The following is a 13433-nucleotide window of genomic DNA, read 5'->3' on the forward strand; positions in this document are numbered from 1 at the left end:
TTTAATCCACGCCGACAATCGTCTTATATCAGGCGCGCTTGTGCGCCCTTGCGACAAGACACTGGAGAGCCACTTACAGGGAGGCAAGCCCGAGGCAAGGAGTACGGGTTGACGGGCAAGATACCGGCTATGCGTATTCGCGCGGTATTTTCAATTTTGAGAAGCATACACTTTAATAATAAGCGAGGTTTCTATCATGGCAATCCCTCAATTTCACAACAGGCGCCTGTGGCGCCGCGCCGGTTTGCTCGGCGCGGCCGTGGCGTCGGTCCTGTTGCCGGCGGGTGAGTCGCTGGCGCAAACCAACCTGGCGCAAGGTAAAAATATCACCGCCAGCAGCATGTCGGACGTTTACGGCCCGGCCAATGCCAACGATGGCAATGCGGCAAGCTACTGGGAGAGCGCAAACAATGCGTTTCCGCAAACCTTAACCCTCGACTTGGGTGCCGTAACCTCCGTTGAGCGGTTGCAGCTGATGCTGCCGGATTTCTGGGGCAGCCGCACACAAACGCTGGCGGTTCTGGGCAGTACCGACGGCAGTAGTTACACCTCTTTGGCCGCATCTGGCGATTATGTCTTTGACCCGGCGAACTTAAACCGCGTGACCGTTGATTTTGCCGATACCGACACGCGCTTTGTCAGGCTGCGCTTTACCGGCAACAGCGGCTGGCCTGCCGGTCAGTTATCAGAGCTTCAGGTGTTTGGCAGCACCACTAACGAGCCGATCAGTGCGTTCAGCCGCATTGAGGCGGAGTCGTTTGACAATATGCAGGGTATTCAAACCGAGGCTACCAGTGATCAGGACGGCGGTAGCAACATCGGCTGGATCGACAACGGTGATTGGATCATGTTTGATGATGTCGATTTTGCCTCGGGCGCTTACAGCGTCGAGGCGCGCGTCGCCTCCAATCACTCAGGTGGCACGATTCAATTGCATCTGGACAGCCCAAACGGCGAACTGATCGGCTCTGTTCCCGTCGGGTATACCGGAGGTTGGCAAAGCTGGGTGACGCAAAGCACCAGTGTCTACGCCGATGGTCTGCACGACTTGTATCTGGTGTTTGAAGGCTCTGCCAGCGGTGGTATGTTTAACGTCAATTGGCTGGAGTTCAGTGCCGGCACGGATGTAACACCGCCGGCGATTCCCACTGGCGTGCAAGTCACGGCGACGACAGCCTCGAGTGTCAGCTTGAGCTGGAATGCGTCGGCCAACGCCGAGGGTTACGATGTACTGCGCAATGGCGCGGTCGTCGGTTCGACCACGGGTACCCAGTATCAAGACACCGGCCTCGCCGCTGGCACCTCCTACGATTATGCAGTGCGCGCCTACAACAGCGATGGGGAGTCCAGCCCCAGCGCTGCCATCACCGCGACTACCGATAATGATGGTACGCCGCCCGCTGGCGATAACGTGGCAGACGGCAAGCCCGTAAGCGCCTCTAGTGGCCATGCCTACCATGTGGCGGCCAACGCGGTGGATGGTAACCGCGCCAGCTACTGGGAGAGCAGCGGTGCTTTGCCGCAGTTTATAACCGTTGACCTGGGCAGCGCTCACTACGTCAATCAAGTGACTTTGCAGCTGCCGGATGATATGGCCTGGGAAAGCCGCACACAAACCGTCAGTGTGCTGGCCAGTGATAATGGGAGCGCCTTTAGCACCCTTGCCGGGGCGACGCCACTGGATTTTGATCCGGCTATGGGCAATAGCGCCAGCCTGGGCTTTGCCGAAACCTCGGCACGCTATGTGCGGGTTGAGGTCAGTGGCAACACCGCCTGGAGCGCGGCCCAAATTGCGGAGCTGCAAATCAACGGCTACCCGGACCCAGTACCGCCGCCAACACCGGCAAACCTGACGGTCACCGGGCAAACCGACACCGCGGTGTTTTTGTCCTGGGCGGGCTCTGAGCAGGCCGATGGCTACCAGGTGCTGCGCGATGACAATGTGATCGCCGATGTAAGCGCTGCGAACTATCAGGACACCGGGCTTACTCCAGAGACCAGCTATGGCTATTCAGTGCTGGCCTATAACGCGTTCGGCTCGTCGTCGCCAACAGCCAGTGTAACGGCGACCACCTTGGCAGAGGGCAGTGGTGGCGACCCCGACCATCCAGAGCCCAATGGCGAGCACGGTGCCAATATGCCGTATGACCGCTACGATACCGGCAGCGCCAGCTACGGTGGTGGCGCTGAGCTTAGAGAGGCCCCTAACTTTGATCAGTTGTTGACGGCGTCCGAGGCTTCTGGGCAGAGCTACATCGCCCTGCCGAGCAACGGCGCTTATGCCGAGTGGACCATTCGCGATGGCGAGGGTGGCCGCGGTGTGACAATGCGCTTTACCATGCCCGATTCGGCTGACGGCATGGGGCTGGACGGTTCGCTGGATGTGCTGGTCAACGGCGTGCAGGTGCAGACAGTGCCGCTTACCTCCTACTACAACTACCAGTACTTCACCCCCGGCGGTGGCCATCCGGCTGACACTCCGGCTGGCGGCAATCCGCTGTTCCGTTTTGATGAAACACACTGGATGCTGAGCACCGCGCTGGAGCCCGGTGACGTGATTCGCATTGAAAAAACCAATGGGGATGCGCTTGAGTACGGAGTGGACTTTCTGGAAATCGAGCCGGTATCGGCGCCCATCGCCCGTCCGGGTAATTCGGTGGCGGTGACGGATTTTGGCGCAATCGCCAACGACGGCCAGGACGACCTTGCTGCGTTTAACCAAGCGGTGGATGCGGCGCGCAGCACGGGCCAGTCACTGTACATCCCGCCGGGTACCTTTCACCTGGACAACATGTGGGTGATTGGCAGTGTGGGTAATGAGATCGACGATATTACCATTATGGGTGCGGGGATCTGGCATACCAAATTGCAGTTCACCAACCCCAATGCGGCTTCGGGTGGTATTTCGTTCCGGGTGCTGGGGCAGTTGGACTTCTCGCACGTGTATATGAACTCCATGCTGCGCTCGCGCTACAACCAGCAAGCCATTTACAAAGCCTTTATGGACAATTTTGGCACTGACTCCAGGGTGCATAACGTTTGGGTTGAACACTTTGAGTGTGGCTTTTGGGTGGGCGACTATGCGCACACGCCTGCGATTATCGCTGACAACTTGCTGATCGAGCACAGCCGGGTGCGCAATAATCTGGCCGATGGTATTAACTTTGCTCAGGGCACCAGCAACTCGACCGTGCGCAATAGCAGCATCCGCAATAACGGCGACGACGGCCTGGCCGTCTGGACCAGTAACGTCAATGGTGCGCCGCCGGGGGTCAACAATACCTTCACGCACAACACCATTGAGTTTAACTGGCGTGCGGCGGGTATTGCGTTCTTTGGTGGCAGCGGTCATCAGGCCACCTACAACCTGATTGTGGACGGTATTGGCTCTTCGGGGTTTCGGATGAACACGGTGTTCCCTGGTTATCATTTCCAGAACAACACGGGTATTGTCTTTTCCGATAGCACCATCATCCGCAGTGGCACCAGCCTCGACACCTGGGGCGGTGAGCGCGGTGCGATTGATCTGGAGGCTTCTACCGATCCCATTCGCAACCTTACTATTTCCAATATCGACATTTACGATACCCAGCGCAGCGCCATACAAATGGGCTACGGCGGCGGCTTTGAAAATGTGGTGTTCAACGATATTGTGATTGATGGCACCGGGCTCGATGGTGTCACCACGTCACGCTTTGCCGGCCCTCACCCGGGCGCTGCCATTTACTCTTACACCAACAATGGCACGGCCACCTTCAATAATCTGAGCACCAGCAATGTGGCTCACCCGGATACGCACTTTGTGCCCTCGGGCTTCAACCTGATCATTCAGTAATCCTCCTTTGGCGCCCTGCGGGGCGCCTTTTTACAGCAGTCCCAGATCCATTGCTTTGAGCACCGCGCGCGTGCGGTCTTTTACATTGAGCTTGGCGAGAATGGACGATACCTGATTGCGAACTGTACCTTCTGAGCGAAAAGTCGCGCTGGCAATTTCGTGGTTGGAGTAACCCCCGGCCACCAGTTGCAACACTTGCAGCTCGCGCTCAGTCAGGGATTCAGTGATGGGCTCGTGCGCTTGCGTGTCGGATTGAACACGACTCTTTACCCGCTCGGTCAGTGCCGGCTGCATCCAGCTTTTGCCGTTGGCGAGGCTTTCTATGGCGTTGATCAGAGTGCTGAGGCTTACGTCTTTTTTCAGATACCCCTTGGCCCCGAGCTTGAGGCACTCGAGCACCAGTTCGTGCTCGTCAAAGGTGGTCAGCACCAGCGTGTTGTGTACCAGCTGCTGCTCGTTGGCGGCTTTGAGAAACTCCAGGCCGCTCATTACCGGCATGCGTATGTCCAGCAGCACAACATCCACCGGGCGGCTTTGCAGTTGCGCCAGGGCCTCCTTGCCATCGCGCGCCTCAGCGCACACTCGAATTCGGTGGTCCAGGTTCAGCAGACTTTTAATGCCCTCTCTGACAAGTGTTTGGTCGTCGACCAGCAGTACATCAATGGGCATCTAGGGCTCCTGAGGGATTGCGGCGCGCAGTTGAAAGCCTGTGCTTGAGGCGTTTACCGACAGAGTGCCTCCGAGGTGCTGGATTCGCTCGCGCATACCGATCAAGCCGTTGCCGGGAGTGATGGTGTCAGGTGCCTGGCCGTTGTCCCTGTATGCCCAGCTCAGCGTTTCGGCGTCGCCGGTGATACGGATGTGAATCTCATTGGCGCTGCTGTGGCGCCGGGCATTGGTGAGCGCTTCCTGAGTGCAGCGAAACAAGGTTTCGGCGATGGCCGGGCTATTGATCGATAACGCGTCGTCAATGGCAATGGTCACTTGTTCATCGCCCGGTTGTAACAGGCTTTCAATTGCGGACTTTAAATCAATGCGGCTGCTGCGCCGAATATCGTTGAGCGTAGAGCGGATGTCACTGAGCAACAAACTGGAAATATCGCGCGCCCGTTGCACGTGCGGGCGGGCGCTCTCGTCATCGGCATGGATGGCGACTTCCAGTTGCAAACTCAGCGCGGTGAGATGGTGGCCCACCTGATCGTGGAGCTCGCGCGAGATGTGCAGGCGCTCGTCCTGTTTGGCGGTCTCGCCGAGTAGATACTGAGTGGCCTGCAGCTCACGCAAGAGTCTGCGCGAGCGCTCCTTTTCTGCTTGCTCGGATTTCAACGCGTAGCTGATCACCAATATGGCCAGATTAAACAGAATGTAGAGTACCGCCGAGGCCATGGCATAGGGTATTTGATGGGCAAAGTGATCAATGAGTCCGTCGCAGAGGGTGGGCACTATTGCCAGCGCCAGGCACATGGGCAGGGAATAATGGTGCGCAGCGCGCCCGACCATCAGAATCATCAAAATGCTGACGAACGTCGATTCGTATAGCAGTATCAAGCCGCAAGTGGCGAGAAATGCGATGGCAAACAGCGGGTGTTGATACCGTTTGAGGCGGCTCAGGCGATGCCAGAAAAAATCCAATACCACATAGCCAATGATCAGCCCCAACAGGGCAACGACGGCGGGCAGAGGGACGGCCGCCGTCATCTTCAGCGTGTCAGGGCCGGTGGTCAGCATCAGGTAGGCCACCACCAGCGCCGTGGTAATCGCCAGGGCGAGCTCCAACTGTTGCAGGTGGCCTAACCGTGAGTGCGAATTTTTTGGTGTGTGCATGAGGTTAGTATGGGCCGTGTCGGGCGGGGCAGCATGTGCCATTTGTCACGGTTTATATCATGACATTTGCCACATGCGCCAGCCGAAGCCGGCCCCTACACTGGCTGCCCATGATGACGGGAGGTGAGCATGCGGCGGTGTTTATTGGCCATGGTGTTGGCGATGGCGTGTACCAGCGAGGCTGGTGAGTGGACGGTTGAGGCAGGGGCAGGCGGAGCGGCCTTGCAGACGCCGTGGAAGGGCGTGGACGTCGAGCTGACGCCACTGCCGTATATCAGCGCGCGCTATGGCCGCTGGGGTTTTGGTGTGGGGGAAGGATTGGTGCAGTACGATGTACTGCGCTCGCCTGTGCGCTTATCTCTCGGCCTTGGCTATCGCGATGAAACCTATCAGAGCGACTATGCACTGGTAGAGTATGACTCGGACGACCGGGTCTTTGCCGGCTACGATTCTCCCGATGGTGAAGTGACGGCTCATGTGCAGCTCGATTACAGCATTTTTCACCTGCGTTTGGTGCAGGACATTGAGGGTCAGTCCGATGGTGCCTCTGCCTTGCTGCGGGCGGATATTCCACTGTATCGGCACGGTTCTGGCTGGCAAGTGTCGGCTCGTGTTGGCGCTTACTGGATGGAAAGCGTCTACGCCACCGAGGTATTTGGCGTGACCGGCGACAATGTGAATCCGGCACTCGGCCGTTACCACTACACCCTGGATGACAGCCTCAATGCGATTGCCGGGGCTCAGTTGTACATTCCTCTTGGTCAGCGCCACTCGCTGCGCGGCTTTGCCCGCTACGAGCGCTTGGATAGCGCCATTGCCGACAGCCCGCTGGTGGGGAGAGCGTATCGCGCCCAACTAGGTCTTATCTTTGTAACGAGGTTTTAACCATGACAAAAATATCCGTCGACACGGTTGTTGTACTTTTGTGTCTGTTACTGCTGGTGCTGTTGGTGGGTTGCGGGGGCAATGACGACCCGGTGCTCAAAGAGCTTAATGACGATCTGGAAGTGGACATCGACGATTTTTCGGCGAGCCACTCATCTCTGTATCCGGGAGAGGAGCTTAAAGTAGAGTGGCGCACCTCGGGGGCGGTACTGTTTGATGCGCGTTTATACCTGAGCCAGGACCGGAACATCTCCGCCGACGACTGGCGCCTGCTGGACGAAGACTGCGGGGTTGAATACGCCGATCACTGCTACGCCAACCGCGAGGTGACCTTTCGCTGCCGGTACGAATCGGACAACAGTTTTAGCTGTCGCGAGGATGGCGATCTGTTGCAGTACAATGATCTGACCGATTACTTTCCGCAGCTGCCGTTTTCAGGCTACCTGATTTTGGAGCTGTGTGGCGACGAGAACTGTGAGCGGCGCGTGCACGGCCTAACGTTTGAGTAGCCTAAGCGCAAGGCGGCGAAGAGTCTGTATAAGGTGATAGTCGGCGTTTGGATTTTGCAAAACTTACAGAGCCTCTTGTGTGTTGTTTCCCATCGCCGTGTTGCACTGTGAGCGCAAAAACCCGTCGACATCCTCAAGTGTGGGCGCACGCCAGCGCAGCGGCCAGGCCGTGGCGGCAATCAGGCTAACGTGATCGACGCCCTCGTAGGTGTGCCGGGTGACGGCAACGCCCGCGTCTTTGAGTTTTTGCTCCAGAGACACAGCGGAGCGGGGCGTGACTGTGGTGTCATCGGCGCCGTGCAAGATGAGCGTGGGCGGGTTGTCCGCCGCGATGTGCTCTACCGTCAAGGCAGTGACTTGGCGCTCTTCGTCCTCACCGAAAATCTTGGTCCAGCGTGGTTTGTCCGTCGGTAAAAAGTAGTCGTGTGGGCCGGCGAGGCTGACGTAGGCGTCGATGGCACTTTTGTCCAGGCCCACCGCTTTAAGGTAATCGGGGTTGTAGCTGACAAGGCCGGCCATCATGGCGCCGGCCGAATGGCCCATCAGCACCAGCGGGCGGCTTTGAACACGCGACTGTACAGGCTCGCTCGCCACGGCTTGGGCGATGTCCTCGACAAACGCCGGGTAGCGCACCTCGGGGTAGAGGCGGTAGTCGGGTATCACCACTGTGTGGCCAAGCTTTGCCAGCGCTGCACCGACAAATCCGTACTGCTCTTTGCGGCCCTCTTCCCAGCTACCGCCGTAAACAAACACCACCAGGCATGCCTGCGCGCTTTGATTCTCTTCGGGCTGATAGATGTCCAGGGTTTGCCGAGCGTGCTCGCCGTAGGCGAGATTGGCGTGGGTACGGTAATGATCACTTCGGTTGAGCGTATTGAGCATGGAGGTACCTGAGCAGGCGCTTAGCAGGCTCACCGCAGCGGCAAGTGAGGCGGGCAGTAGTCCACGGCGGATGATATTTTTTACTCTCATAAGTTGTTTTTCCGTAATCTCAGTGTTGGGCTGGCGAGGACAGCGATGTTCGCTCGCCTGGGTTATGCAGGGTTTGCGCCAATGCCAGTGTATAGGTGCTTGCTCCCTAGCCGGATCAATCGTCTGCTGCGATAATGGGGAAAAACCAAAGAGATGCAATTTTGAAACTGTTGTTAGCCGATTCACAACACTCGCTCGGCGTAGCGCTCGAGCACGAGCTGGAGCGAGAGCCATTCAACCTGCTGCAGCCCGATGGCAAGTCGTTAGACTGGGCTGATGCTGGCGCCGTTAGCGCGTATGTGGCCGAGAAGCGTCCCGACCTGGTCATCAATAACCTCGGCTGGGGTGACAGTGCTGCGTCGGCCTATCAGACGCTGATCCCGCTGGCCGCGAAGCACTTGGCCCGTGCCTGTGCCGAGCGCCAGGTGCCGGTGATTCAGTTATCGAGCTATCGGGTGTTTGGTGATGACAACAAAAGCAAGCACAGCGAGCGGGACGAACCCGAGCCCAATAGCGATCTCGGCCGCGCTTTTCTGGCTGCCGAACAGGCGGTGCTCGGCGCGCAGGAGTGCTCGCTGGTATTGCGCACCAGCTGGGTGATTGGCAGCTACGGCGACAACTTGCTGACCCGGCTGCTCAGCGCTTTGCAGGACGGGCAGCCCTGGCATCTGAACAGTCGCCTGCGCGGCGCGCCCACTGCACTGTCCGATCTGGCGCGGGTTACTGTGGCGCTGGTTAAACAGATCAGTTGCGGCTCGGATTGCTGGGGTGTCTATCACTACTGCTCGGGCGATGCCTGCAGCGAAGTGGAGTTTGCCGAGCAGCTTGCCGAGATTCTGCGCCAGCAGGACTACCCCGTCGCCACTCCGCAGTGGCAGGTGGTGGACGAGACGGCCTCAGAGGTGCCTGTCAGTGCTGTGCTGAGTGCGCAGCGAATTCGCAATGATTTTGGTGTTCAGGCGCGCACTTGGCGGACCTATTTGCTGCCAATGATCAAGCAGTGGATGCACACCAATCAGGAATAATCAGGAGTAGTACAGCCCTGGGGTGAGCGGGGCCATCCCTGGCCGCAGGTATTACTGACGGTAGCGCTGGAACACCAAACAGGCGTTGGTGCCACCAAAACCGAAGCTGTTGGAGAGGATGCGTTCGAGTTTCACGCCGTCCTGGCGCTCGCGCACAATCGGCACGTCGGCCGCCTCTGCATCCAGCTCGTTGATGTTGGCCGAGGCGCAGATAAAGTCGTGTTCCATCATCAGCAATGAGTAAATGGCCTCCTGGACACCGGTAGCACCCAGCGAGTGGCCGGTGAGCGATTTAGTGGAGCTGATGGCCGGAATCTTATCAAAGGTGCTGCGAATAGCCTTGAGCTCGGCCAGATCACCCACGGGTGTGCTGGTGCCGTGCGAGTTGATGTAGTCAATCTCACCGTCCACGCTCGCCATGGCCTGGCGCATGCAGCGCTCGGCGCCTTCGCCGGAGGGGGCCACCATATCGTAGCCGTCCGAGGTGGCACCGTAGCCCACCAGTTCGCCGTAAATCTTGGCTCCGCGGGCTTTGGCGTGTTCCAGCTCTTCCAGAACCAGGCAACCGCCGCCGCCGGCGATGACAAAGCCATCGCGGGTGGCGTCGTAGGCGCGCGAAGCGGTTTCCGGCGCATCGTTGTACTTGGTGGACAGTGCCCCCATGGCGTCAAACAGACAGGTGAGCGACCAGTGCTCCTCTTCGCCGCCACCGGCAAATACCACGTCTTGTTTGCCCAGCTGGATCAGCTCCATGGCATTGCCAATGCAATGCGCGCTGGTGGCGCAGGCCGATGAAATCGAGTAGTTCACGCCCTTGATCTTAAACGGGGTGGCCAGACAAGCCGAGGTGGTGCTGCCCATGGTCTGGGTAACGCGGTAGGGTCCAATGCGCTTGAGGCCGCGCTCGCGCAGAATATCGGCCGCTTCTACCAGATTCTGGGAAGAGGCGCCGCCGGAGCCCATGATGATACCGGTGCGCTCGTTGGAGACTTGTTCCTCGCTCAGTCCCGAATCGCGAATAGCCTGGTCCATGGAGATGTAGGCAAAGGCCGCCGCATCGCCCATAAAGCGCAGGATTTTGCGATCGATGTGCTCTTTTAGGTCTATATCGACAGAGCCTGCCACCAGCGAGCGAAAGCCCAGCTCTTCATAGGCGGTTTGATATTTGATGCCAGAGCGGCCCTCGCGCAGTGCGTCGAGGACGGTGGCTTTATCATTACCGAGGCAGGATACGATGCCCATACCGGTAACTACAACGCGTTTCATAGGCTACCTCTTTGTATTGCTCAGCCTTGCACCCAGGCGGCAGTGCGTTTACTGCCCATTATGCCACACTCAAGTGTAGCGCCTGTTGCCTGCAGGTGTGTTTCGACCTTGGCTGGTGAGCTTAGTGCCCTGCAAAGCGGGTCCGCTTTGCCGTTATTATTAAAAGGAATCGGTGTTTGAAAACAGGCCTACCCGAAGATCCTTGGCAAAGTAGATGTCCTTTCCGTCCACCGAGACGCGCCCGTCGGCAATGCCCATAATCAGCTTGCGCTCAATCACTCGCTTGAGGTTGATGTGGTAGCTGATCTGTTTGGCTTTGGGCAGAATCTGGCCGGTGAATTTGACCTCACCGCAGCCGAGTGCGCGCCCGCGTCCTGGGTTGCCTTTCCAGGCCAGGAAAAAGCCCACCAGCTGCCACATGGCATCCAGTCCCAGGCAGCCGGGCATGACCGGGTCGCCGGGGAAGTGGCAATCAAAAAACCACAGGTCCGGGCTGATATCCAGCTCGGCGACAATTTCGCCCTTGTTGAACTCGCCCCCGGTTTCGCTGATATGGGCGATGCGGTCCAGCATCAGCATGTTGGGTACCGGCAATTGCGCATTACCCGGCCCAAACAGGCGGCCGTGGCCGCACTCAAGCAGCTCTTCCAGATTGTACGAGCTCTTTTGGACGAATGAAGTCATAGTCTCAACTCTGAGTATTGGTCATGATCGCGGCTAGACCGCAAAGGGGCACATTCTACCGTTTGCCGGGCTCTTGTCCAGTAGGGGCGCAGGTCAGTGGTCGCGGGCCAGGGCGAACTGGGCCACTTCGGCCATGGCGCTGCGGTAGGGGGTGTCGGGCAGCAGGGTCAGTTTTGCCAGCGCGCGGCTTACCGCCTCGCGCGCGGCGTTCAGGGTGTACTCCATGGCGCCGGTCTTCTCGACAATGGCTACAATCTCCTGCAGCTGGCTGGCATCACCCTGCTCGATGGCGTGGCGTATCAGGTCCCGCTCGTGGGGCTCGGCGCGGCTCATGGCATAAATCAGCGGCAGGGTGGGTTTGCCTTCGGCGAGGTCATCGCCGACGTTTTTGCCGAGGGTCTCGGCGTCGCCTTTGTAATCCAGGGCATCGTCCACCAGCTGGAAGGCCATGCCCACCTCCAGTCCGTACTCGCGCAGCTCGGCGCGCACAGTGGCATCGCCACCGGCCAGTACAGCGGCCACCTCACAGGCGGCGGCAAAGAGTACGGCGGTTTTTTTCCGGATCACATCCAGGTAGCCGGCCTCACTCAAGCTGGCGTCCTTGGCGTTGATCAGCTGTTGGACCTCGCCTTCGGCAATAACGTTGGTGGTGTTCGACAGTATCGCCATGACGTCCATATCGCCGATGGCCACCATCATCTGAAAGGAGCGCGAATAGAGAAAATCCCCCACCAGCACGCTCGGCGCATTGCCCCATTGGGCATTGGCGGTGGGCCGACCGCGGCGCAGGGTAGAGGTGTCTACCACGTCGTCGTGCAGCAGGGTGGCGGAGTGGATAAATTCAATAATGGCGGCCAGATCGAGATGCTGCTTGCCCTGGTAGCCCAGTGCGCGGGCGCTCAGCAGCACCAGCAACGGGCGCAGGCGCTTGCCACCGGCTTCAATCAAATAGTGGCCAATGTTCTCCACCAAGCCCACGTCCGAGTGCAGCTGGCGGATGATCAGGTCGTTGACCTCGGTGAAGTCGTCAGCAACGGTATTGTGAAAGGGCAGCATCTGGGCTTCCTGTGATCTGGGCAGAGCGCATCCTAGGCAGGGGGCCGCGGGCTGTCAAGCCACGCGGCCGTGACCCTTAATGGAGCTTGAGTTTGGGTTTCAGCCAGCGGTTAATGCTGCCCGACAGCATGAGCAGACCGGTCTTGATGTAGCCGTGCACGGCGATCTGATGCATCCGGTACAGGGAAATATACACCAGCCGCGCCAGTCGCCCCTCGATAAAAAAAGTGCCGCGGCTTAAATTGCCCATCAGGCTACCGACGGTGGAGTAGCTCGCCAAGGACACCAGCGAGCCGTGATCCTTGTAGCGAAACACTTTTTGTTTGCCGCCGTCGAGTTGGGCGATGATGTTGTGATAACAAATGTCGGCCATTTGATGGGCTGATTGGGCACGTGGCGGCACGCGATTGCCATCGGCCTGAACAAACTCGGCGCAGTCGCCCAGGGCGAAAATCGACGTCTCGTTTTTAACTTGCAGGTAGGCGTTGACCGGAATCTGGTTGATGCGGTTGGTGGTGATGCCGCCGATGTTTTTCAACGCATCCGGCACCTTGACGCCGGCGGCCCAGACCATCAGGTCGGCCTCAATTTTCTCGCCATCGCCGGTTTCCAGGCCATCGCTGTGAGCGGCCACGATGCGGGTATTGAGCTTGATCTTGACACCGAGTTTGGCCAGTTCACGGCTGGCGGAATTGGAAATGCGCTCGGGCAGAGCAGGGAGAATACGCGGCCCGGCCTCTACCAAGGTCACATTCAAGTGCTCGTTGTCGATGGCGTCAAAGCCGTAGGCGTGAAACTTGGCGACCGCGTGGTGCAGCTCGGCCGATAATTCCACGCCAGTGGCGCCGCCGCCGACGATCGCGATGTTGACCGAGTCGCGGGTGCCGGGCAGGCGCTGGATGCGCAAAAAGCGGCCGAGCAGCTTGTTGCGAAAACGGTGCGCCTGTTGCGGCGCATCGAGGAAGATGCAGTGATCCTTGACGCCGGGTGTATTAAAGTCGTTGGAAGCAGAACCAATGGCGATCACCAGAATGTCGTAGTCAATGCGGGTTTCCGGTAGCAGTTCCTGGCCATCTTCGTCCTTCATGGGCGCCAGCACGACCTGCTTATTTTGCCGGTCGATGTCGGTCATGGCGCCGATGCGAAAGTGAAAATGGTTGTCAAAGGCGTGCGCGCGATAACTGACCGCGTCGACCCCTTCGTCCATGGTGCCCACGGCAATCTCGTGCAGCAGGGGTTTCCAGACATGGGTGGTGTTTTTATCGATTAAGGTGATGTGGGCCTTGTCCTTGCGGCCGAGCTTGTTACCCAGTTTGGTGACCAGCTCCAGGCCGCCCGCACCGCCGCCAACGACTACGATTTTTTTCACTTGCGATC

General features: G+C 58.7%; 11 protein-coding genes. 4 read left to right on the forward strand and 7 right to left on the reverse strand.

All coding sequences use genetic code 11. The annotated features are described in order from the left end of the window. Nucleotides 1-196: 196 nt before the first annotated feature. The gene (locus QWI16_RS01175; protein ID WP_302710882.1) at nt 197-3835 is read left to right on the forward strand and encodes a carbohydrate-binding protein; all 3639 of its coding nucleotides are present in this window, start codon (nt 197-199) and stop codon (nt 3833-3835) included. Nucleotides 3836-3865: 30 nt separating this feature from the next. Here QWI16_RS01175 and QWI16_RS01180 read toward each other — a convergent pair whose 3' ends face one another. After that, on the reverse strand, nt 3866-4504 hold the full coding sequence (locus QWI16_RS01180) for a response regulator (protein WP_302710883.1): 639 nt from the start codon (nt 4502-4504) through the stop codon (nt 3866-3868). Next, on the reverse strand, nt 4505-5659 hold the full coding sequence (locus tag QWI16_RS01185; protein ID WP_302710884.1) for a sensor histidine kinase: 1155 nt from the start codon (nt 5657-5659) through the stop codon (nt 4505-4507). Nucleotides 5660-5788: 129 nt separating this feature from the next. Between QWI16_RS01185 and QWI16_RS01190 the strand changes: the two genes are divergently transcribed. Beyond that, nucleotides 5789-6544 (forward strand): MipA/OmpV family protein, encoded by a 756-nt coding sequence (locus tag QWI16_RS01190; protein ID WP_302710885.1) that lies wholly within the window; start codon nt 5789-5791, stop codon nt 6542-6544. Nucleotides 6545-6546: 2 nt separating this feature from the next. Next, the gene (locus QWI16_RS01195; RefSeq protein ID WP_302710886.1) at nt 6547-7053 is read left to right on the forward strand and encodes a ligand-gated ion channel; all 507 of its coding nucleotides are present in this window, start codon (nt 6547-6549) and stop codon (nt 7051-7053) included. Nucleotides 7054-7116: 63 nt separating this feature from the next. Here QWI16_RS01195 and QWI16_RS01200 read toward each other — a convergent pair whose 3' ends face one another. Then, nucleotides 7117-8025 carry an alpha/beta hydrolase gene (locus tag QWI16_RS01200; RefSeq protein WP_302710887.1) on the reverse strand — a complete coding sequence of 303 codons (909 nt, stop codon included), beginning with the start codon at nt 8023-8025 and terminating at the stop codon, nt 7117-7119. Between the two features lie 161 nt (nt 8026-8186). On the opposite strand from QWI16_RS01200, the gene QWI16_RS01205 reads away from it, so the two are divergent. Continuing rightward, nucleotides 8187-9050: an SDR family oxidoreductase gene (locus QWI16_RS01205; RefSeq protein ID WP_302710888.1), complete on the forward strand. Its 864-nt coding sequence runs from the start codon at nt 8187-8189 to the stop codon at nt 9048-9050. Nucleotides 9051-9101: 51 nt separating this feature from the next. Here the strand turns inward: QWI16_RS01205 and fabB are convergent, their stop codons facing one another. From fabB to QWI16_RS01225, 4 genes are all read right to left on the reverse strand, one after another. Then, nucleotides 9102-10316 carry a beta-ketoacyl-ACP synthase I gene (gene fabB / locus QWI16_RS01210; protein WP_302710889.1) on the reverse strand — a complete coding sequence of 405 codons (1215 nt, stop codon included), beginning with the start codon at nt 10314-10316 and terminating at the stop codon, nt 9102-9104. A 159-nt stretch (nt 10317-10475) separates the two neighbouring features. Beyond that, complete coding sequence (fabA, locus tag QWI16_RS01215; RefSeq protein ID WP_302710890.1) at nt 10476-11000, reverse strand: 3-hydroxyacyl-[acyl-carrier-protein] dehydratase FabA; 525 nt, start codon at nt 10998-11000, stop codon at nt 10476-10478. A gap of 93 nt (nt 11001-11093) precedes the next feature. Further along, nucleotides 11094-12056, reverse strand: a complete 963-nt coding sequence (locus tag QWI16_RS01220; RefSeq protein WP_302710891.1) for a polyprenyl synthetase family protein — start codon at nt 12054-12056, stop codon at nt 11094-11096. 76 nt (nt 12057-12132) lie between these two features. Then, on the reverse strand, nt 12133-13425 hold the full coding sequence (locus tag QWI16_RS01225; RefSeq protein ID WP_302710892.1) for an NAD(P)/FAD-dependent oxidoreductase: 1293 nt from the start codon (nt 13423-13425) through the stop codon (nt 12133-12135). Between the last annotated feature and the right edge of the window lie 8 nt (nt 13426-13433).

The sequence above is a fragment of the Gilvimarinus algae genome (assembly GCF_030518215.1).
Lineage (GTDB): Bacteria > Pseudomonadota > Gammaproteobacteria > Pseudomonadales > Cellvibrionaceae > Gilvimarinus > Gilvimarinus algae.